This is a genomic window from Quadrisphaera sp. INWT6 (genome assembly GCF_015390235.1).
In the GTDB taxonomy this organism is placed as follows: Bacteria; Actinomycetota; Actinomycetes; order Actinomycetales; family Quadrisphaeraceae; genus Quadrisphaera.
The window spans coordinates 477,547-499,056 of the sequence record NZ_VUOH01000004.1; the positions used below are offsets into that span (position 1 = coordinate 477,547).

The window sequence follows — 21,510 nt, forward strand, 5'->3', positions numbered from 1 at the left end:
CGGGGGGGCGGCCGGCCTAGCGTCCCGAGAGGGCGTCGACCAGCGCGGCCGCGTCGGGGCAGCGGTCCAGCAGGGCCTGCGTCCCGGCGCGGGTGCCGCGGGTCGGCTCCAGCATCGGCACCCGCTGCAGCGCGCCCCGGCCGGGGACGTCGAAGATCACCGAGTCCCAGCTGGCCGCGGCGACGTCGCGGCCGTAGCGGCGCAGGCACTCCCCGCGGAACCACGCCCGGGTGTCCTCCGGCGGGTCGGTGGCGGCGCTGCGCGCGGCGTCGTCGTCGACCAGCTGCTCCACCGCGCCGCGGGCCCGCAGGCGCATGTGGAGGCCCTTGGCGGGGTTCACGTCGGCGTACTGCAGGTCGATGAGGTGCAGGCGGGGCGCGTCCCAGGCGAGCTGCTCGCGGTCGCGGAAGCCCTGCAGCAGCCGCAGCTTGGCCACCCAGTCGAGCTGCCCGGCCAGGCGGAACGGGTCGGCCGCGAGGTCGGTGAGCACCTGCTCCCAGCGCGCCAGCACGTCGGCCGTCTCGGCCCGGGCGGCCTCGTCGGGGCCTCCCCGCGCGACTCGACGTGCGCGCGGGCGGCCTCCAGGTAGGCGTGCTGGACGTCGAGCGCGGTCATCTCGGACCCGTCGGCCATCCGCACCCGGTGGCGCAGCGAGGGGTCGTGGCTGACGGCGTGCAGCTCGGCGACCGGCGCCGCGACGGCCAGGTCGGGGGCGGTGCCGGCCTCCACCATGGCGAGGACGAGGGCCGTCGTCCCCAGCTTGAGGTAGGTGGCGACGTCGCACAGGTTCGCGTCGCCGACGATGACGTGCAGGCGGCGGTACCTGTCGGCCGTGGCGTGCGGCTCGTCGCGGGTGTTGATGATCGGGCGCTTCAGCGTGGTCTCGAGGCCGACCTCGGTCTCGAAGTAGTCGGCGCGCTGCGACAGCTGGAAGCCGGGCTCCTCGCCGCGCTGGCCCAGCCCCACCCGCCCGGCGCCGCAGACCACCTGCCGCGACACGAAGAACGGCACCAGGCCCCGCACGATCGCGCTGAACGGCGTCGCGCGGTCCATGAGGTAGTTCTCGTGGGTGCCGTACGAGGCGCCCTTGCCGTCGGTGTTGTTCTTGTACAGGTTCACCGGCTGCAGGCCGGGCGCGGCCGCCACCTGGGCGGCGGCGCGCGCCATCACCGCCTCGCCGGCGCGGTCCCACCGCACGGCGGCCAGCGGCCCGGTGACCTCCGGGGAGGAGTACTCGGGGTGGGCGTGGTCGACGTAGAGCCGCGCCCCGTTGGTCAGGACGACGTTCGCGGTCAGCGGGTCGTCGGAGCCGATGGCGGCGCCGTCGCCCTGGGCGCGCTGGGACTCCCGCGGCCCGTCGGTGAGCTGGCTCGCGTGGGCGGCGCTGCGCGCCACCTCGTAGCCGCGGGCGTCGCGCAGGGGCGCCTCGTCCTCGTAGTCCCACCGCGGGCGCTGGCGCCGCGCGGGCGCCCGGCCGTCGCCGGGGACGGCCGGGGTGTAGGTGGCCACCACCTGGCTCGACAGGGTCACCGGGTCGAGCTCGGGGTGCCCCGGAGCCCACACGCCGTACTCGGTCTCGATCCCCACGACCCGCCGCACGCTCATCGTCAGCCAGCCTAGGCTCGGCGGGTGCGCTCCCCCCTGCCGGCCCTCCTGCCGGTGCTGGCGGCCGACGTCGCCGCCGTCCTGGTGTTCGCGGCCGCCGGCCGGCGCTCCCACGACGAGGCGTCCGCGACCCTCGGCGGGGCGCTCGGCGGGCTCGCCCACACCGCGTGGCCGTTCCTGGTGGCGCTGGCGCTCGGGTGGGTGCTGGTGCTCGCCCGCGGGTGGCGCCCGGCCCGGGTGCGACCCGCCGGGCTGGTGGTCTGGGGCGCCACCGTGCTGGGCGGGCACGCCCTGCGCCTGGTGTCCGGGCAGGGCAGCGCCGTCAGCTTCCTCGTGGTGACCGCCGTGGTGCTCGCGGCCCTGCTGCTGAGCTGGAGGGCCGGCTGGCGCGCCCTGAGGAGCGCCGGCCGGTCACCCTACGGACCCCGCGGGCAGCACTGAGGACCTCGGTCAGAGGTACTGGCCCGTGCCACCGGTGACGGTGTCGATGCTCCGGCCGGGCTCGGAGCCCTGCTTGCCCTGGACGATCGTGCGGATGTAGGTGATCCGCTCGCCCTTCTTGCCCGAGATCCGCGCCCAGTCGTCGGGGTTGGTGGTGTTGGGCAGGTCCTCGTTCTCCTTGAACTCGTCGACGCAGGCGGCCATGAGGTGCTCGATCCGGATGCCGCGCTGGCCCGTGGTGAGCAGGTCCTTGATGGCCGACTTCTTGGCCCTGTCGACGATGTTCTGGATCATCGCGCCGGAGTTGAAGTCCTTGAAGTACAGGACCTCCTTGTCGCCGTTGGCGTAGGTCACCTCGAGGAACTGGTTCTCCTCGGTCTCGGCGTACATCCGCAGCACGGTGCGCTCGATCATCGCCGCTGCGGTGGCCGTCGGGGAGCCGCCGTGGGCGGCGAGGTCGTCGGCGTGCAGCGGCAGGTCGGGCGTCAGGTACTTGGCGAAGACGTCGTGCGCTGCCTGCGCGTCGGGGCGCTCGATCTTGATCTTCACGTCGAGGCGGCCCGGGCGCAGGATGGCCGGGTCGATCATGTCCTCGCGGTTGGAGGCGCCGATGACGATGACGTTGTCGAGGCGCTCGACGCCGTCGATCTCCGCGAGCAGCTGCGGCACGATCGTGGTCTCGGTGTCGGAGGAGACGCCCGAGCCGCGGGTGCGGAACAGGGACTCCATCTCGTCGAAGAAGACGATGACGGGCGTGCCCTCGGAGGCCTTCTCCCGCGCGCGGGCGAAGATCAGCCGGATGTGCCGCTCGGTCTCGCCGACGTACTTGTTGAGCAGCTCGGGGCCCTTGATGTTCAGGAAGTAGCTGCGCACCTCCGCCTTGCCCTGCCGCTCGGCGGCCTGCCTGCTGAGCGAGCGCGCCACCGCCTTGGCGATCAGCGTCTTGCCGCAGCCGGGCGGGCCGTACAGCAGGATCCCCTTGGGCGCCTTGAGGCCGTGCTCGCGGTAGAGCTCGGGGTGGGCGAAGGGCAGCTCGACGGCGTCGCGGATCGCCTCGATCTGGCCGGTGAGACCGCCGATGTCGGTGTACTCGATGTCGGGCACCTCCTCCAGCAGGAGGCTCTCGACCTCCGCCTTCGGCACCTTCTCGAAGACCACCGAGCTGCGCGGGTCGAGGTTGAGGGCGTCGCCGACCCGCAGCTTCGCGGCCTGCAGCGGCGCGGCCAGGCGCACCACGCGCTCCTCGTCGGCCTGCGCCGTCACCAGCGCGCGGCCGCCGTCGAGGACCTCCTTGAGCGTGACCACCTCGCCGATGCGGTCGTACCCGCCGGCGCGCACCACGTTGAGGGCCTCGTTGAGGAGCACCTCCTGCCCGTGGCCGAGCTCGGAGACCTCCACCGCCGGGCTCACGGCCACGCGCACCTTGCGCCCGGCCTGCACGACGTCGGCGGTGCCGTCGTCGAAGGCCTCCAGGAAGGTGGCGTACCCCGACGGCGGCTGGGCCAGCCTGTCGACCTCGGACTTCAGGTCGACCAGCCGGGCGCGCGCCTCGGTGAGGGTGCGCACCAGCCGGTCGTTCTGCGCCGTGGACGCCGAGAGCTGCCGCTCGAGCTCGGCGGCCCGCTCCTCCAGGGCGCGGGTGCGGGCCGGGGTCTCGGCGAGCCGGCGCCTCAGCGCCCCCACCTCCTCGCGCAGCCCCTCGGCCGCCCGGCGCTGGGCCGGGGGCTCGGGCGCGCCCGCGAGCGCGTCGTCTCCGTGGTGCTCGCTGCGGTCAACCGGTCGGTCAGACATGCACACCTCCGCTCGGCCCGCCGGAGCGGACCGGAGTCGAGTCCGTGCCCCACGGTAACTCGGCCCTCAGGCGTCGCGCGGGGCGACGTGCGGACCACCCCCGGTGCTGTCCGCACCGGCGTCCTCGGCGGCCTCCTCGGCGGCGCCGCGGGCCCCGGCGATGCGCGCGGCGTCGCGGGCCGAGCGGCGCAGCTTCTTGTCGGAGGTGCCGCGCACGCCGAGCGAGGCGTCGTCGAAGGAGTCCTCGGCCCACGGCGAGACGAGCACGCCGGCGTCGTCGCTGGCCCCGGGGGCGGGGCGGCGGCGGCGCTGCGGCGGGGTGGTGCCGGGCGCGAGGCGGCGCGCGGTGAGCAGGAAGCCGGTGTGGCCGATCATCCGGTGCTCGGGGCGCACGGAGAGCCCCTCCAGGTGCCAGCCGCGCACCATCGACTCCCACGCGCTGGGCTCGGTCCAGCAGCCCGCCTGCCGCAGGTCCTCCGCGAGGCGCGAGAGCTGCGTGGCGGTGGCGACGTAGGCGATGAGCACGCCGCCGGGGGCCAGGGCCGTGGCGCAGGCCTCCAGGCACTCCCAGGGCGCGAGCATGTCGAGGACGACGCGGTCGACGCTGCCCGGGGCCTCCCCCAGCTCCGGGTCGCCCAGGGCCTCGGCGAGGTCGCCGACGGTCACGCGCCAGGCCGGGTGCTCGCCGCCGAAGAAGCCCTCGACGTTGCTGCGGGCGATGTCGGCGAAGTCGGCGCGGCGCTCGAAGGAGTGCAGGTGCCCGCCGTCGCCGACGGCGCGCAGCAGCGACATCGACAGCGCGCCCGACCCGACGCCGGCCTCGACGACGCGGGCGCCGGGGAAGACGTCGGCCATGGCGACGATCTGGCCGGCGTCCTTGGGGTAGACCACGGCCGCGCCGCGGGGCATCGACAGGACGTGGTCGGCCAGGAGCGGGCGCAGCGCCAGGTACTCGTGGCCGGAGGTGCTGGTCACGACGCTGCCGTCGGGCTGGCCGATCAGCTGCGTGTGCTGCAGGTGCCCGCGGTGGGTGTGGAAGCTGGCGCCGGTGGCGAGGGTGATGGTGTGCAGGCGGCCGCGGGGGTCGGTGAGCTGCACCCGGTCGCCCTCGCGGAACGGGCCTCGGCGCAGGTCGGCGCCCGTCGGTCGGGGGGACTCGGCGGTCTGGCTCGTGGTCTGGCTCACGGACGGGCTCCTCGGGGGGTGGTGGGCCGGGTGCGTCCGGGCCCCATGACGACGGCGGCGACGTCGCGCGCGAGCAGCAGTCCGCTGACCGCGCCGCGCTCGTCGAGCAGCACCCACTCCTCGGCGGGCGCTGTGGACATGGCCCGCAGCAGGGGGGCCCCCTCCAGGTGCTGGGGCAGCCGGGTGCCGGGCACCAGCGCCCGCGCGGCCGACGAGGCCGGCACCCAGGGGCGGCGCTCGGGCGGCACGGCGGCGACGGCGTCCGGGTCGAGCAGGGAGGTGGGCGCGCCGTCGTGGTCGAGCAGCACCACCCAGGCCCCGCCGGGCACGGCGGCGCTGGCGGCGAGCGCCGCGGAGAGCGGCTCGTGGGCGGGGACGCCGACGGCGGGGCGGGCGAGCTCGCGGGCGCGGGCGGCGGGGGCCCGGCGGCGGATCCGCGCTCCGCGCAGGCCCTGGCCGGCCCCCGACCAGAGCACCGCCCCGATGGCCCCGGCCCACACGACCTGGAACAGGCTCGGGGGCACCCCGTGGAGCAGGGGCCAGCCGAGCGCCCCGAGGGGGACGAGCACGGCGACGACGCGGCCGGTCCAGCCTGCGGCGACGGTGCCGCGGTCGCGGTCTCCGGTGGCCTTCCAGACGACGGCCTCGAGCAGGTGGCCGCCGTCGAGCGGGAGGCCCGGCAGCACGTTGAAGACGGCGACGAAGGCGTTGGTGAGGAGCAGTGCGGTGAGCAGGAGCGACACCAGCGGCGGCGTGTCGAGCAGCTGGACGGGCACCAGGGCGAGCAGGGCCAGCGCGCCGTTGGCCAGGGGCCCGGCGACGGCGACGGCGAAGGCGCGTCCCGGGGAGGGCAGGTCGTTCTCGAACTGGGTGTGGCCGCCCCACAGCGTCAGCACGATGCGCGTGGCCGGCAGGCCGCAGCGGCGGGCGACGACGGCGTGCGCCAGCTCGTGCACGAGCACGGAGACGCCGAGCAGCACGGCGTAGCCGAACGCGACCGCGTAGTGGCCCACCGGGCCGATCTCGGGGGCGGCGCGGGCGACGGTGCTCCCGAACAGCAGGGTGATGACGGCGGCGATGACGAACCACGAGCGCGCCAGGATCACCGGCACGCCCAGCAGGCGGCCGAGGACGAGCCCCTCGGATCGGGGCGGGGAGCTCACCGGGCCCAGGGTACGGGGGGCTGCCGGGGGGCTGTCGGTGGTCGCTCCTACCGTGGGCGGGTGCCCACCGAGACCCCTGAGCAGACCGTGGAGCAGGCTCCTGCGCAGACCGCGGAGAAGCCGGCGCGGTCGCTGTCACCGTCGCGCGCGTCCGACTTCCAGCAGTGCCCCCTGCTGTACCGGTTCCGCACCGTCGACAGGCTGCCCGAGCCGCCGTCGCCCGCGGCGGCCCGCGGCACGCTGGTGCACGCGGCGCTGGAGCGCCTCTTCGACCTGCCCGCGGCGGAGCGGACCGCTCGGGCGGCCCAGGGGCTGCTCCCGGGGCAGTGGGCGCGGCTGCAGGAGGAGGAGCCGGAGCTGGCGCAGATGTTCTCCGGCGAGGAGGAGCGCGAGTGGCTCGCCTCCGCCGCGGCGCTCGTGAGCCGGTGGTTCACCCTGGAGGACCCGACGCGCCTGGAGCCCGCCGAGCGCGAGCTGCGCGTGGAGGCGCTGCTGGAGTCAGGGCTGCTGCTGCGCGGCATCATCGACAGGGTCGACGTGGCCCCCAACGGGATGGTGCGGGTGGTCGACTACAAGACCGGCCGCTCCCCCGGCGAGGGCTTCGAGGGCAAGGCCCTGTTCCAGATGCGCTTCTACGCCCTGGCCGTCTGGCGGCTGCGCGGCGTCGTGCCCGCGCTGCTGCAGCTGGTGTACCTCGGCGACGGCGTGGTGCTCCGGCTGGAGCCCACCGAGGCCGACCTGCTCGCCACCGAGCGCAAGCTCGAGGCGCTGTCGGAGGCGGTGGAGCGCGCCCGCAGGAGCGGTGACTGGCGGCCGCGGCGCAGCAAGCTGTGCGGCTGGTGCGCGCACCAGGCGCTGTGCCCCGAGTTCGGGGGCACTCCCCCGCCCCTGCCGGACCGGGTGCAGCAGGCCCCTGTGCAGCTGCCGGTGGAGCCCGCGGAGGTTGCCGCGATCGGGTGAAACGGGTCGCTGGGGCACCCGAGGTCCCTCTCCCGAGGGACTGGCGTGCCGATGACCCCTGGGTGAGCACCACCCCCGCCTCCCCGCCGTGGCGCCTGCGCCTCCACGGCGGTGCGGTCGCGGCACCCGGGGAACGCGCTCAGCGCCCGGGCCCCCTGCTGCGTCAGCTGACGAGCGGTCGCACGGCCATGCAGTGGCGGCGGGCCCCCGTGGTGTCGTACATGCCCAGCGTTCCGCTGCTGCTGGCCGTCCTCATGGGCACCGGCGGTGCCATCGTGCTCGTCTCGACCTTCCTGCCGTCCGCCAGCAGCGACCGCGTCGTGGCGCTCGTCCGCGCGCTCGACGTCGTCGCCATCACCAGCGCGTTCACCTTCACGCGACTGATGCAGGGGCGCCGGCGCTGGGCCCAGCACGCGGTCATGCTGACCGCGACGCTGCTGGTGTCGCTCGCCGTGCTGGTGTCCGGCGGCGGGGGCACCGCCCTGGTGTACGCGGTCGTCTACTACCCCGTCGTCGTCTACGGCTTCTTCGCCCTCTCGCGCCTGGGGGCGGTGCTCCACCTCCTGCTCATCACCGCGGTGGGCGCGCCCCTGCTGGCGCAGCAGGAGGGGGTGGGCGTCGCCGAGCAGGTCGTCCTGTGGGGCGTCGCGGCGATGCTCGGCCTCGCCGTCGCGTGGCTGGTGGCCATGCACGACGGCTCCGAGACCGACCAGCTGACCTCCCTGCCCGACCGCAGCGGCATCGAGCGCAGCCTCGAGCGCGCTCTGCGTCGCCCTCTGGGCTCCTCCGCCGACCAGCACCACGTGGCGTTCGCCCTGCTGAACATCGACTCCTTCACCGCCTACAACGCCGCCCACGGCGAGGGCGCCGGAGACGAGCTCCTGGCGCAGCTGGCGACGACCTGGGCCGCGGCGCTGCCCGAGGACGTCCTGCTGGGCCGCTGGGCGGGTGACGCCTTCGCCGTCGTCGCTCCAGGGCGCACCGCTCACCAGGCCACCCTGCTCGTCGAGGAGCTGCGCCGCTCGACCCCAGCCGGGGTGACCGCGTCCGCGGGCGTCGCGGGGTGGGGACGCGAGGAGACCCAGTCCATGCTGGTCGCCCGCACCGAGGGCGCCCTCTACCTGGCCAAGCAGGGCGGCCGCGACCGCGTGCACGAGCACAGCGGTCCTGGCACCGACGGCCGCGAGGTCCGCCGCGGCCTGGCCCGCGTCGAGTTCGAGGTGCACTTCCAGCCCGTGGTCGACCTCGCCACCGGCGAGGTGCACGGCGCGGAAGCCCTGGTCCGCTGGGCGCACCCGACCCGCGGCCTGGTCGGCCCCGACCAGTTCCTCCCCGACGCCGAGCGCAGCGGCGCGATCGTCGACCTCGGCGGCTGGGTGCTGCGCGAGGCCTGCCACCGGGCGGCTCGCTGGGCCCCCACGCCGAGCGGGCACCTGCCCCACGTGGCGGTGAACGCCTCCGGACGCGAGCTGGCCGACCCCCTGTACGCCGCCGCCGTCGAGGAGGCGCTCATCAGCAGCCGCCTGGCCCCGTCGCGGCTCGTCGTGGAGCTGGTGGAGAGCGACTACGACATCGCCTCGGTCGACCTGGTCGCCAACCTCCACCGCCTCCGGGCGATGGGGGTGCGCACCGCCATCGACGACTTCGGGACGGGCTCCTCCAGCCTGGAGCGCGTGCGGCGGCTCGGCGCCGACCTGCTCAAGATCGACAAGACCTTCATCACCGACATCACCTCCCGGGAGGCGGAGGCCCCGCTGGTCGCCGCCGCGCTCGCCATGGCCGACGCCATGGGCATGGCGGTGGTCGCCGAGGGCGTCGAGGAGCCCCACCAGCGCGACTGGCTGGCGGCGCGGGGGTGCGCCTTCGGGCAGGGCTGGCTCTTCGGGCGCCCCGTCCCGGCCTCGCCCACCGGAGAGGCGGCGTCCACCGGAGAGGCAGCGCCCGCCCCGCAGCCGCCACGGATGCGGTCTCGCAGTCACTCTGAGTGACATGCGCACCGAGGGGTGACACCGCGTGACCGATCGGCGTCAGGGACGTCCCTCCACCGGGCGACACGCCGGCACCTGAGGTCCCACGCACCGGGCTCGATGGCCGCGAGCATGGCGAGTCGACACCCGCCACGCGAACCTCGACGAGCGGAGCACCATGACCGACCTGCACCCCGGACGGACCTCCCCCACCGCGCAGGAGCTCCCCGTCCAGCGGACGGCCCCTCCGGCGCTCCAGGACCTCGGGCTCGCCGGCGCGGCCCCCGCCACGGGGGTCGTCGACCTGGCCCTCGAGCGCCGCGACGAGGCCACCGGCGCGCTCCTGCGGCGCGTCGTGGTCACCGACCTCGCCGACGAGTCCCCCACGCGCCGGCTCCGCCAGGCGCAGATCGCCGCGCGCGACCAGCTGCTGCGCGCCAACCCCGAGTGGCCCGGCCCGCTGGTCGAGGGCGGCGGCGTCATCCCCGTCAACGAGGTCGCGGCCTGGCTCTACGACGACAGCCCGGCCCTGCAGGAGTGGCGCGGCCGGCTCGTCCCCAGCGCGCGGGCGCTCTTCCCCCTCCAGCGGCCGCACGCCTCGCACCTGCCCACCGGGGTGCCCATCGACGACAAGGCCCGCGGGTTCTTCACCGACAGCCTCGACGCGGTCGGCATCCGCACCCGGGCCGCGGTGCTGCGCGACGTCATCGCCCGCACCAGCGCGCGCTGGACCGCCCAGGGCCGCACCGAGCGGTCGACCTGGGTCAGCCTCGCCTGCGGCGGCGCCCTGCCGGTGCTCGACGCCCTATCGGCCCTCCAGCCCCACGAGCTGGCCCTCGTGCTGGTCGACATCGACCCCGTGGCCCTCGACTTCGCCCACCGCCTCGCCCTCGAGGAGGGCCTGCCCGAGCGCGACGTCGTGGTGCTCGAGCGCGACCTGGTCCGGACCGTGGTGGTCCGCGACGACCTGGTCGACGAGCTCGGTCCGGGCTCGGCGGCCGTCGTCGACGCGCTCGGCATCTTCGAGTACTTCTCCGACGCCGCCTGCGTGCGCCTGCTGCGCAACGCGCGGCGCCTCGTGGCCGACGGCGGCGTGCTCGTCGTCGCGAACATGCTGTCGGACCGCCCCGAGCTGCACTGGAACAAGCGCGGCATCGGGTGGCCGCTGCTGCGCGAGCGCAGCACCGAGCAGCTGCTCGAGCTCGTCGCCGAGGCGGGCATCGACACAGCCCGGACGACCGTGACGATCCCCCAGGACGGCGTCTACGCCGTCGTCAGCGTCGACTGCTGACGACGGCTGACGACCGGCTGCTCAGGCGGGCTGGGCCGCCGCCGGGTCGTGGGCCGAGGCGTTCGGCCGCAGCTGACCGTCGCGGACCGCCTCGGCCCAGTGGCACGCCACCCGGTGGGGGCCGCGGCCCGGCGTCCCCACCCCCGGCATCCCCAGGTCGCGCAGCACCGGCCGCTCGTCGGCGCAGCGCGTCGGCTGCACGAACGGGCAGCGGGTGTGGAAGCGGCAGCCCGACGGGGGGTCGGCGGGGCTGGGCAGGTCGCCCGTGAGCAGGATCCGCTCCCGGGTGTCCTCGACCACCGGGTCGGGCACCGGTACCGCTGACATGAGCGACAGCGTGTACGGGTGCAGCGGCTGGGCGTAGAGGTCGTCGGAGGCGGCCTCCTCCACCACCCCGCCGAGGTACATGACCCCGACCCGGTCGCTGGTGTGCCGCACCACGGCGAGGTCGTGGGCGATGAGCAGGTACGTCAGCCCGAGCTGGGTCTGCAGGTCCTCCAGCAGGTTCAGCACCTGGGCCTGCACCGAGACGTCCAGGGCGCTCACCGGCTCGTCGGCGACGACGAGCGAGGGCTCCACCGCCAGCGCCCGCGCGATGCCGATGCGCTGGCGCTGCCCGCCGGAGAACTCGTGGGGGTAGCGCGTGGCGGCCGAGGCCGGCAGCCCCACCAGGCCCAGGAGCTCGCGCACCCGGCGCCCGCGCTCGCCCCGGCCCGTGGCCAGGCCGTGCGCCCGCAGCGGCTCGGCGACGGCGGCCTCCACGTCCATCCGCGGGTCCAGGCTCGCCATCGGGTCCTGGAAGACCATCTGCATCTGCCGCCGGGCGCGCCGCAGCGGCTCGGGCCGCAGCGACCGCAGGTCGACCCCGTCGAGGACGATGCTGCCCGCGGTCGGCTCCGTCAGCCGCAGCAGCGCCCGCCCCAGGGTCGACTTGCCGCAGCCCGACTCCCCCACCAGGCCGTAGGTCTCCCCGCGGCGCACGTCGAGGTCGACGCCGTCGACGGCGCGCACCGGCGCCGGACGGCGCAGCACCGAGCCGCGGCCCGGGTAGTGGACGGCGACGCCGCGCGCCGAGAGCAGCACGTCGTCCTGCGCAGCCGGCTCTCCGGCGGTCTGGGCGGTCATGCGCTGCGCTCCTGCTGGTCGTGCTGGTCGTGCTGGTCGTGCTGGTCGTGCTGGTCGTGCTGGTCGGGGACGGGGTGGGCGCACCGCAGCAGGTGCCGGTCCCGTGCGCCGTCGCTCACCAGGGGCAGCTCCGTGCCGCGGCACGCGTCGTCGGCGGCGGAGCAGCGGGGGGCGAAGGCGCAGCCGGCGTCCCACCCGATGACGTCGCGCGGGGTGCCCGGGATCGGCTGGAGCCGCTGCCCGCGGGGCGCGTCGAGGCGCGGCACCGAGGCCAGCAGGCCGGAGGTGTAGCGGTGGCGCGGCCGCGCGAACAGCTCGTGCCGGTCGGCGCGCTCCACCACCCGCCCCGAGTACATGACCGTGACGGTGTCGCACAGGCCGGCGACCACGCCGAGGTCGTGGGTGATGAGGAGCATCGCCGTGCCGCGCTCGCGCACGAGGTCGCCCATGAGCTCCAGCACCTGGGCCTGGATGGTGACGTCGAGCGCCGTCGTCGGCTCGTCGGCGATGAGCAGCTTCGGGCTGCACGCCAGCGCGATGGCGATCATGGCGCGCTGGCGCATGCCGCCGGAGAGCTGGTGGGGGTACTCGCGCAGCCGGCGCACCGGTGCGGGGATGCCCACGCGGGCCAGCAGCTCGCCGGCCTCGTCGCGCGCCGCCCTCCGCGAGGCGCCGGTGTGGCGGCGCAGCACCTCGGTGATCTGCGTGCCGACGGTGACGACGGGGTTGAGCGACGTCATCGGGTCCTGGAAGACCATGGCGACCTCGCGGCCCCGCACCCCCTCCAGCTCGCGCTCCGGCACCGCGAGCAGGTCGCGCCCGTCGAAGGACGCCGAGCCGCTGACGCGAGCGGTGTGCGGCAGCAGCCCCATCACCGCCAGCGACGTGACCGACTTGCCCGAGCCGGACTCCCCGACCAGGCCGGCGACCTGGCCGGCCTCGACGTCGAAGGAGACCCCGTCGACGGCCTTCGAGAGCGCCGAGCCGCGACCGGAGCCGCCGGGGAAGGAGATGCTGAGGTCCCTGACCTCCAGGAGCGCCACTACTTCCTCCCCTTGGGGTCGAGCGCCTCGCGCAGGGCCTCGCCGAAGAGCGTGAAGCCGAGCGCCGTGACGGCGATGCAGAAGCCCGGCCACAGGGCCAGGTGCGGGTCGGTCGACAGGCGCGACTGGGCGTTGACGAGCATGCGCCCCCACTCCGCCGTCGACGGGTTGGAGTCGCCCAGACCCAGGTAGCTCAGCGCCGCGACCTCGATGATCGCCGTCGCCAGCGTCAGGGTCGCCTGCACGATCACCGGGCCCAGGGAGTTGGGCAGCAGGTGGCTCATCACCACCGTGCGGCGCCGCACCCCGAGGGAGTGGACGGCGAGCACGTAGTCCGAGCCCCGCTGCGCGAGCATCGAGCCGCGCAGCAGCCGGGCGAAGATCGGCACCTGCGCCACCGCGATGGCGATCATCACCGACACCGGGCGCTGCCCGAGCACGGCGGCCACGCTGACGGCGAGCAGCAGGCTGGGGATCGACAGCAGGATGTCGACGACGCGCATCACGACCACGTCGACCCAGCCGCCCAGGCCGCCGGCGAGCACGCCGAGCACGGCGCCCCCGGCCAGGCCGAGCGCCGTCGAGACCACCCCGATGAGCAGCGACTGCCGCGCCCCGTAGACGAGCTGGGTGAGCAGGTCGGTGCCGGGGCTGTCCAGGCCGAGGGGGTGCCCCGGCGAGGGGCCTGGCACCGAGCTGGGGGTGACGCCGCTGTTCGGCAGCGGCACCCCGGGCTGCCCGGGTGCGATGAGCGGCGCGAACACCGCCACCAGCAGGAACAGGGCGACGATCGCCGCCCCGGCGATGGCCGCGGGGTTGCGCCGCAGCCGGCGCCACGCGCTGTGCCAGAGGCCGCCGGAGCCGACGGCGTCGGGGTCGGGGGTCGTGGGCGCGGCGGGTCCGAGCGCGTCGGAGACCTGGGTCACGAGAGCCTCACACGGGGGTCGATGACGCCGTAGAGGAGGTCGACCACCAGGTTCACCAACGCGTACGTCAGCGCGATGAACAGGATGAACCCCTGCAGGACGGCGTAGTCGAGCTGGCTGATGGCCTGGAACAGGTAGCTGCCGATGCCGTTGATGGCGAACACCGACTCGGTGAGCACCGCCCCCGAGAACAGCAGGCCGGTCTGCAGGCCGATGGTGGTGACCACGGGCAGCAGCGCGTTGCGCAGCACGTGGCGGCGGCTGACGAGCCCGCGGGGCAGGCCCTTGGCGCGGGCGGTGCGGACGTGGTCCTCACCCAGCACCTCCAGGACGGAGGCGCGGGTGATCCTCACGATGATCGCGAGCGGGATGGTGCCCAGCGCGATGCCCGGGAGCACCAGGTGCACCAGGGCGTCGAGCGAGGCGTCCCACTCGCGGGTCAGCAGCCCGTCGAGCACGAAGAAGCCCGTGACGTGGGTGGCGTCGATGCGCGGGTCCTGCCGGCCCGACGTCGGCAGCAGCGGCAGCCACTGCGAGAAGACGATCTTCAGCAGGTAGGCGAGGAAGAACACCGGGATGGTGACGCCCAGCAGCGAGCCGCCGACGAGCAGCGAGTCGAGCGCGCCGCCCGCGCGCCGCGCCGCGGCGTACCCCAGGGGCACGCCGAGCGCGACGGCGAAGACGAGGGCGGCCAGCGCCAGCTCGATGGTCGCGGGGAACCTGTCGAGGAAGCTCTGCAGCACCGGCTGGCCGGTGGCGCTGGAGGAGCCGAGGTCACCGCGGAGCAGCTTGCCCACGTAGGTGACGAACTGCACGGGCAGCGGCTGGTCGAAGCCGTACGCCGCGTTGACCTGGGCGATGGACGCCGGCGTCGCGCGCTGGCCGAGCAGCGCGCGGGCCGGGTCGCCGGGCAGGGCCCGCAGCCATGCGAAGAGCAGGACCACGAGCCCCGCCAGCACCGGCACCAGCAGCAGCAGGCGCCGGACGACGAAGGAGAGCACTCAGCCGGGCAGTCAGCTGGAGAGGCTGACGGTGTTCCAGACCTCGTCCTGGACGGGCGAGGGCTGGTAGCCCTGGACCTCGGGCGCGAACGCCAGCGAGGGCACCGGAGAGGAGATCGGCACGCCCGGGACGAACTGCGCGATCTGCTCGTTGATGGCCTCGTAGGCCGGCACCTGCTCGTCGCGGGTGGGCAGGCCGCGGGCCGCCGTCAGCGCGTCGAACAGCTGGGCGTTGTCGAAGCCCCACTCGTTCGACTGCTGGCCGAAGAAGACGCCGAGGAAGTTGTCGGGGTCGTTGTAGTCACCGGTCCACCCGAGCAGGTGGATGCCGTGCTCGGAGGTGCCCTGGATCTTGTCCAGGTAGTCCGGGCTCCAGCGGTTGGCCACCGGGTTCACGGTGATGCCCACGGCGGTCAGCTGCGCCTGGATCGCGGTGAAGGTGGCCACCGGGTCCGGCATGTAGGGGCGGGAGACGTCGGTCGGGTAGTTGAAGTCGATCGTCAGGTTCGACTGCCCGGCCTCGGCGAGCAGCGCCTTGGCCTTCTCCGGGTCGTAGTCGTACGTCGTGACGCTCGGGTTGTAGCCCGCGACGGTCTCGGGGATGAACTCGATCGCCGGCTCGCTGCCCTCGGGCAGCGACTGCGTGACCACGGCCTGCTTGTCGATGGCGTGGGAGATCGCCTGGCGCACGCGCACGTCGGCCAGCGCCGGGTCGGCCTGGTTGAAGCCCAGGTAGAGGATGTTGAACGCGGGGCGGTTGGCCACCTGGAAGCCCGCGTCGGTCAGGGTGCCGATGTCACCGGGGGCCACGAGGTCGTACCCGTCGATGTCGCCGGCCTGCAGCGCCTGCAGGCGCGCGTTGCCGTCGGCGATGGTGCGGACGATGACCTCGTCGACCTTCGCGGCCTCGCCCCAGTAGGTGGGGTTGGGCTTGAGGGTGACCTGCTGGCCGCGCTCCCAGGAGTCGAGCACGAACGGCCCGGTGCCCGTGGGGTGCTCGGTGGCGTAGGCGGAGAAGCGGGGGTCGTCCTCGGTGCCGCCGGTGTTGTTCGCGTCGTACTGGTCCATGGCCGTCGGGCTCTGCATCGAGAAGGCCGGCAGCGACAGGGTCTGGATGAAGCCCGCGAAGGGCTGCGTCAGCGTGACGGTGGCCTGGGTGGCGGAGTCGGCGGTGCAGCCGCCGTAGATGCCGCGCTCGCCCTCGGCGCCGTCGGCGAAGCCCTTGAAGATCGAGTTGTAGTAGTAGCTGATGTTCTGCGACTGGTTCAGGCCGGTCCAGCCGTGCCACCTGTCGAAGTTGGCGCACACGGCCGCGCCGTCGAACGCCGTGCCGTCGGAGAACTCCACGCCCTGCTTCAGCTGGAAGGTCCAGGAGAGGCCGTCGTCGCTGCCGGTCCACGACTCCGCGAGCAGGGGGGCCGGGTCGGCGGTGCCGGGCTGGGTGCCCACGAGGCCCTCGAAGATCTGCCGCGCGACGCGGAAGGTCTCGCCGTCGGAGGCGAACGCCGGGTCGAGCATGACCGGGTCGGAGGAGGCCGCGAAGACGAAGGTGCCCCCGCCTCCACCGCTGCCGCTGGAGCCCTCGCTGCTGGTGGTGTCGCGCTCGCTCTGGGCGCAGCCGGTCAGGGCCACGAGCGCTGCCAGGGTCACGGCAGCGGGGGCGAGCAGGCGGCGGGGGGCTCTCACAGGGGTCTCCTCGGAGTCTCGACCAGCCGCCCCCTTCTTTGGACGCGGCCCGTGCACGTTAAGCCGTGGACCGGACCCCGAACGCCCTGGGGGTCGACTGGGAGGTCACGATCCGGACACGGCCCCCGCGCCCGCAGCCGTCGCCCCGTCAGTGCGCGAGCGGCACCGACGCCTCCTCGTCGGGGGCCCGGCCCGCGGCGACGGCGGCCAGGAAAGCGACGCCGCGGCCCTCCAGGGAGGCGACCCGCACCAGGCCCGGGCGGGCCTCCAGCTCGACCACGCAGGGGATGCCGACGGTGGGCACCCCAGCCGCGAGCGCGCTGGTCACACCGGTGGTGGAGTCCTCCAGGGCGACGCAGCGGGCCGGGTCGACGCCGAGGCGGCGGGCGGCCTCGAGGTAGGGGTCGGGGGCGGGCTTGCCGCGGCGCACGGCGTCACCGGTGACCACCTCGTCGAAGGTCCCCTCCGGCAGCACGGCCACCAGCTCGCGGGCCAGCACCTCCCACGACATCGTGACCAGCGCGCACGGCACGCCCGCGGCCCGGACGGCGGCGAGCAGCTCGCGGGCCCCGGGGCGCCAGGGCACCTCGCGGCGGACCGACTCCACCACCCGGCCCAGGAGCGCGGCCACGACGTCGTCGATCGGCAGGTCGACCCCGCCCTCGGTGCGCAGGCGCCGCGCCGACTCGCGCAGGTCGGAGCCGACCAGGGAGCGGGCCTGCTCGTCGGACCAGGAGCCGCCGTGCTCGGCCACGAGGGCGAACTCGGCCTCGAACCAGTACGGCTCGGTGTCGACGAGGGTGCCGTCCATGTCCCACAGGACGGCGGCGGGCAGCTCGTGTGCGGCGTTCACGCTCCACCACCCTAGGCAGCGGGTCAGCCGCCGGGCTTGACCAGGCCCGTCTCGTAGGCCGTGACCACGGCCTGGACGCGGTCGCGGGCCCCCAGCTTGGCGAGCACCCGGCTCACGTGCGTCTTGACCGTGGCCTCCGCGACGAACAGGTCGGAGGCGATCTCGGTGTTCGAGCGGCCCTTCGCCATGAGGACGAGCACCTCCCGCTCGCGCTCGGTCAGGGCGTCGAGCAGGTGGCTGGACGCCGCGCCCTCGCCGTCCTCCCCCGAGGGGAGCAGCGGCGCGACGTGCTCGAGCAGCCGCCGGGTGGTCGACGGCGCGATGACCGCGTCTCCGGCGTGCACGGTGCGCACGGCGGCGAGCAGCTCCTCGGGCGGGGCGTCCTTGAGGAGGAACCCGCTGGCGCCGGCGCGGATGGCCGCCAGGGCGTACTCGTCGAGGTCGAAGGTGGTGAGGACCACCACCTTCGACGCCGGCAGCGACGCCGTGATGCGGGCGGTGGCCTCGATGCCGTCGACGCGCGGCATGCGCACGTCCATGAGCACCACGTCGGGCTGGACCGCGGTGGCCATCGAGACCGCCTGCTCGCCGTCGCCGGCCTCCCCCACGACCTGCAGGTCGGGCTGGGAGTCGATGACCATGCGGAAGCCGGCGCGCAGCAGCTGCTGGTCGTCGACGAGCAGCACCCTGATCGGACTCGTCACGCTCGGCGACCCTACTGCTCGGCCAGGGCGGCGACGGGCGGGGTGCGCACCGCCCGCCGGGCCGGGAGGACCGAGGCCAGCAGCCCCGCGGCGACGGCCACCACCAGGAGCAGCGCGAGGCGCCCCCACGGCAGCTCGGGGGTCCAGATGGCCGCGCCCCCCGCGGTGGCGACCCCGCCGAGCAGCGAGGCGGCGCCCGCCCAGCCGTACAGCGACCCGAGGACCACCCCGAGGAGCCCGCCGACCCCGGCGACCAGGGCCCCCTCCAGCGCCAGCATGCGGCGCAGCTGCCCGCGCGTCAGGCCCAGGGCCCGCAGGACGGCGTTCTCACGGGTCCTCTCGATCACCGACAGGCTCAGCGTGTTGGCCACGCCGACCAGGGCGATGACGACGGCGACGGCGAGCAGCCCCACGACGACCAGGAGCATCGTGTCGATGATCCGCTCGTAGCCGGCGCGCTCGGCGGCCGCCCCGGAGACGGAGACCGGGGAGGTGGCGACGTCCGTGCCGGTGGTGTCCGTGACGGCGGTCTGGACCTCCCCGGCGACCTCCACCGGGTCGGCGTCGCCGGACAGGTGCACCCACAGCGCCGAGCTCGCGGCGCCGGGGTCGGTCGCGGTGAGGTCCGCGGGCAGCACCAGCGCCTGGTACCCGCCGAGGTCGGTGACGGCCACGCGCAGCGCGTGCCCCTGCGGCGCCGCCCCGGCCCACCCGGTCGGCGCGCCCTGGTCGTCGTACTGGGCCTGGGCGGTCGCGGGGTAGGCGACCACCTGGTCGCCGTCGGTGACGCCGAGGGCGTCGGCGAGGTCGCGGGGCACCACGACGGTGCCGGGCGCCAGGGCGTCGACCCACGCCGGGTCGGGCAGCACCGAGGCGAGCTGCTCGCGGGTCGCGGCGGCGGCGTCGACCCAGACCTGGTCGGTCGGGTCGGGGGTGGTGCCCCGGTTGGCGGCCAGGGAGGCGGTCAGCACCGGGGTCCAGGCCGCGACGCCGGGGACCGCGGTCACGGCCTGCGCGACCTCGGGGGCCAGCGGCTGGGGACCGTCGGGACCGTCGACCGCCCTGACCTGCACGTCGACAGGGAACTGCCGGTCGAGGGCCGCCGCGAGGGTGCGGCTGGTGGTGGCAGCGCCGACCACCATCAGCGCCACCAGCGTGGTGCCGATGAGCAGCGCCCCCGTGGTGGAGGCGGTGCGACGGGGGTTGCGGACGGCGTTGAGGGCGGCGAGGCGCGCCGGGGCGCCTCCGCCCCGGGCGACCAGGCGGCCCACGAGGGCCACGGCCTGCGGCACCAGGAAGACCGCGCCGAGCAGCACGCCGCTGAAGGAGGCCATGCCGCCGAGGACGGCGGCGGCGATGCCGAGGGTGGCGAGGTCGCCGTCGGTGCCCGTCGTGGTGTCGCTCGAGGTCAGCACCCCGGTGGCCAGCACCACGCCACCGACGAGGAGCACGCCGCCGCCGACCAGGAGCACCAGCGAGGACGCCAGGCGGACCTTGGAGGTGCGGGTGCGCAGGTCGGGCGCGGCGGCCGGGCGCAGCGCGGCCAGCGGGGAGACCCGCGTGGCGGCCCGGGCCGGGGCGAGCGCGGCCACCACGGTGGCCCCGGTGCCCACGACGAGCGGCGCGATGACGGCCACCGGGGTCAGCACCACCCCCGCGGGCACCGGGACCCCCGGGGCGAAGCGCGCGAGGACGGCCGCGGCGACGGCGGACAGCCCCGCCCCCACCAGCACGCCGACCACCGAGGCGGCCACGCCCAGCGCCGCCGCCTCGGCGAGCACGCTGCGCCGCACCTGGCGCTTGGTGGCGCCCACGCAGCGCAGCAGCGCCAGCTGGTGGGTCCGCTGCGCCACCAGCACCGAGAAGGTGTTGGTGATGACGGTCGTGGCCACGAACAGGGCCACCGCGGCGAAGGCCAGCACGATGCTCGTGAGCACGCGGGCGCTGCCGAGGGCGCTGTCGACGGCGCTGTCGACCACCTGCTGGGTGGTCAGCACGTCGACCGGGGGCGCGTCACCGGTCCAGCCCTGCGAGGGGTCCCACCCACCGGTCCGGGTCTGCAGGCCCGCGGCGTCCAGGCGGACGGCGACGGCGTCGCGGACCGCCTCCGGCGAGGCTCCCGGCGCGGCACGCACCAGCACCGCGCTGAAGCCGGTGAGGGGCGCGCCGGAGGTGTCGGTGTAGTTCCCGCTGGTCCACGCGAGGGCGTCCGCCGTGGTGGCGAGCGCCGACCCGGAGGAGTCGAGGAGGGCGCCGGCGTCGTCGTCGAGCAGGCCGACCACGGTCACCGGCACGTCGACCGGCTCGGGCGCGCTCGTGGCGGTGCCGTCGGCGGAGGTCGCGGCGGTGGTCGTGGCGGTGGTGGTGGGGTAGGTGCGCACCGACAGCGTCCCGCCCAGCCCGACGTCGAGGCGGTCCGCGGTCGAGGCGCTCAGCGCGACCTCGCCGGAGGCGCTGGGCAGCTCGCCCGCGGCGAGCCGGTCGCGGTCCGCGGCCGCCAGCGCGGGCGCGGTGGCCGTGTTGCGCAGGCCGGTGTACTCGGTGCCGCGCTCCCCCACGAGCTGCACCCCGGAGTCGACGCGCCCGTCGGCGGCGGCCACGGACGGCGCGCCCGCCGCGTCGGCGACCTCGGCACCGGTGAGCGGCTCGCCGTTGGTGCGGACGACGACGTCGGCCCCCGCGTAGGGAGCCGCCACCGACGCGCTGATCGTGCGGGTGAACAGTGCGGAGGTGAGCAGCACGGCGGCCACGAAGCCGGTGCCCATGGCCACGGCGACGCCGGCGAGCAGCAGGCGGCCCGCGGTGGAGCGGGCCTGGCGGAGGGTCAGGCGCAGCATCAGCGGGCGCTCCCCGCCATCGGCAGGGAGGTGCGCAGCGCGTCGAGAGCGGCGGTGACGGCCTCGGGGGTGGGGTCGGTGACCTCGCCCGCGAGCGCGCCGTCGGCCAGGAGCACCACGCGGTCGGCGTAGGAGGCGGCGACGGCGTCGTGGGTGACCATGACCACGGTGCGGCCGAGCTCGCGGACGCTGCGGCGCAGGAAGTCGAGGACCTCGGCGCCGGAGCGGGAGTCGAGGTTGCCGGTGGGCTCGTCGGCGAGGACCAGCTCGGGCTTGGTGACCAGGGCGCGGGCGATGGCCACGCGCTGCTGCTGGCCTCCGGACAGCTCCGAGGGGCGGTGGCCGAGGCGCTCGCGCAGGCCCAGGACGTCGACGAGGACGCCGAGCCACTCGCGGTCGAGCGGGGCGCTGCCCCGGCTGCCACTGCTCCCCCTGCGGCCCCCCAGCTCGGTGGGCAGGACGATGTTCTGCTCGGCGGTGAGCACCGGCAGCAGGTTGAACTGCTGGAAGACGAACCCGAGCCGCTCGCGCCGCAGGAGGGTCAGCGCGGTGTCGTCGAGGCGGCTGAGGTCGGTGTCGCCGAGGAGCACCTGGCCCGAGGTGGCGGTGTCGAGGCCGGCCAGCAGGTGCAGGAGCGTCGACTTGCCCGAGCCGGAGGGGCCCATGATCGCGGTGAAGGCGCCGCGCCCGAAGGAGACGTCGACCCCCCGCAGGGCGTGGACCGCGGCGGGCCCCCGCCCGTAGGTCTTGGTGAGGCCGACGGCGCTCGCCGCGGGACCGGCGGGGTGCTCGGGCAGGGGGGCGGTCGAGGTCATGCGCCCAGCGTGGCGCGGAGGCCGCGCCCGCCGCGTCGGCGCGCAGGCCCATATGTGCGCGGCCCCGTCATCCCCCGGCTGACCCCCCGGCTGACCCCCCGGCTGACCCGAGGGCTG

General features: G+C 75.4%; 16 protein-coding genes and 1 pseudogene. 4 read left to right on the forward strand and 13 right to left on the reverse strand.

The features are described 5' to 3' along the window. Positions 1 to 16: 16 nt before the first annotated feature. A pseudogene (gene dop / locus F1641_RS23955) lies at positions 17 to 1,605 on the reverse strand (depupylase/deamidase Dop). Positions 1,606 to 1,629: 24 nt separating this feature from the next. Between dop and F1641_RS14740 the strand changes: the two are divergent. Continuing rightward, on the forward strand, positions 1,630 to 2,046 hold the full coding sequence (locus tag F1641_RS14740) for a DUF3054 domain-containing protein (protein ID WP_206691219.1): 417 nt from the start codon (positions 1,630 to 1,632) through the stop codon (positions 2,044 to 2,046). A gap of 9 nt (positions 2,047 to 2,055) precedes the next feature. Here F1641_RS14740 and arc read toward each other — a convergent pair whose 3' ends face one another. From arc to F1641_RS14755, 3 genes are all read right to left on the reverse strand, one after another. Continuing rightward, a complete protein-coding gene (arc, locus tag F1641_RS14745) occupies positions 2,056 to 3,837 on the reverse strand; it encodes a proteasome ATPase (RefSeq protein WP_194906779.1) in 1,782 nt (593 codons plus the stop codon). Between the two features lie 66 nt (positions 3,838 to 3,903). After that, a complete protein-coding gene (locus F1641_RS14750; protein ID WP_309225624.1) occupies positions 3,904 to 5,022 on the reverse strand; it encodes a tRNA (adenine-N1)-methyltransferase in 1,119 nt (372 codons plus the stop codon). Further along, positions 5,019 to 6,185, reverse strand: coding sequence for a site-2 protease family protein (locus tag F1641_RS14755; protein WP_194906781.1), 1,167 nt, complete (start codon positions 6,183 to 6,185; stop codon positions 5,019 to 5,021). Before F1641_RS14755 ends, F1641_RS14750 begins: the two co-directional genes overlap by 4 nt. 60 nt (positions 6,186 to 6,245) lie before the next feature. Between F1641_RS14755 and F1641_RS14760 the strand changes: the two genes are divergently transcribed. From F1641_RS14760 to F1641_RS14770, 3 genes are all read left to right on the forward strand, one after another. After that, positions 6,246 to 7,145 (forward strand): PD-(D/E)XK nuclease family protein, encoded by a 900-nt coding sequence (locus F1641_RS14760; protein ID WP_309225625.1) that lies wholly within the window; start codon positions 6,246 to 6,248, stop codon positions 7,143 to 7,145. A gap of 62 nt (positions 7,146 to 7,207) precedes the next feature. Further along, complete coding sequence (locus tag F1641_RS14765; protein WP_194906783.1) at positions 7,208 to 9,133, forward strand: bifunctional diguanylate cyclase/phosphodiesterase; 1,926 nt, start codon at positions 7,208 to 7,210, stop codon at positions 9,131 to 9,133. Positions 9,134 to 9,290: 157 nt separating this feature from the next. Continuing rightward, a complete protein-coding gene (locus tag F1641_RS14770; protein ID WP_194906787.1) occupies positions 9,291 to 10,403 on the forward strand; it encodes a class I SAM-dependent methyltransferase family protein in 1,113 nt (370 codons plus the stop codon). 21 nt (positions 10,404 to 10,424) lie between these two features. On the opposite strand, the gene F1641_RS14775 is transcribed toward F1641_RS14770, so the two are convergent. The 9 genes from F1641_RS14775 to F1641_RS22515 all read right to left on the reverse strand — a co-directional run bounded on the left by F1641_RS14775 (position 10,425) and on the right by F1641_RS22515 (position 21,393). After that, complete coding sequence (locus F1641_RS14775) at positions 10,425 to 11,528, reverse strand: ABC transporter ATP-binding protein (protein ID WP_194906789.1); 1,104 nt, start codon at positions 11,526 to 11,528, stop codon at positions 10,425 to 10,427. Next, positions 11,525 to 12,571 carry an ABC transporter ATP-binding protein gene (locus F1641_RS14780; protein WP_194906791.1) on the reverse strand — a complete coding sequence of 349 codons (1,047 nt, stop codon included), beginning with the start codon at positions 12,569 to 12,571 and terminating at the stop codon, positions 11,525 to 11,527. Before F1641_RS14780 ends, F1641_RS14775 begins: the two co-directional genes overlap by 4 nt. Then, positions 12,571 to 13,497 carry an ABC transporter permease gene (locus tag F1641_RS23385; protein WP_194906793.1) on the reverse strand — a complete coding sequence of 309 codons (927 nt, stop codon included), beginning with the start codon at positions 13,495 to 13,497 and terminating at the stop codon, positions 12,571 to 12,573. Before F1641_RS23385 ends, F1641_RS14780 begins: the two co-directional genes overlap by 1 nt. Then, positions 13,494 to 14,498: an ABC transporter permease gene (locus F1641_RS14790; protein WP_194906795.1), complete on the reverse strand. Its 1,005-nt coding sequence runs from the start codon at positions 14,496 to 14,498 to the stop codon at positions 13,494 to 13,496. The genes F1641_RS23385 and F1641_RS14790 overlap by 4 nt, the downstream gene beginning before the upstream one ends. Before the next feature lie 12 nt (positions 14,499 to 14,510). Then, positions 14,511 to 16,184 carry an ABC transporter substrate-binding protein gene (locus tag F1641_RS14795; RefSeq protein WP_194906796.1) on the reverse strand — a complete coding sequence of 558 codons (1,674 nt, stop codon included), beginning with the start codon at positions 16,182 to 16,184 and terminating at the stop codon, positions 14,511 to 14,513. A 148-nt stretch (positions 16,185 to 16,332) separates the two neighbouring features. Then, entirely contained in the window at positions 16,333 to 17,037 is a 705-nt protein-coding gene (locus F1641_RS14800; protein WP_309225626.1) for an HAD family phosphatase, read from the reverse strand. A gap of 23 nt (positions 17,038 to 17,060) precedes the next feature. Beyond that, a complete protein-coding gene (locus F1641_RS14805; protein ID WP_194906798.1) occupies positions 17,061 to 17,741 on the reverse strand; it encodes a response regulator transcription factor in 681 nt (226 codons plus the stop codon). Positions 17,742 to 17,752: 11 nt separating this feature from the next. Beyond that, complete coding sequence (locus F1641_RS14810; RefSeq protein ID WP_194906800.1) at positions 17,753 to 20,578, reverse strand: ABC transporter permease; 2,826 nt, start codon at positions 20,576 to 20,578, stop codon at positions 17,753 to 17,755. After that, a complete protein-coding gene (locus tag F1641_RS22515) occupies positions 20,578 to 21,393 on the reverse strand; it encodes an ABC transporter ATP-binding protein (protein ID WP_305079863.1) in 816 nt (271 codons plus the stop codon). The genes F1641_RS14810 and F1641_RS22515 overlap by 1 nt, the downstream gene beginning before the upstream one ends. Positions 21,394 to 21,510 lie beyond the last annotated feature (117 nt).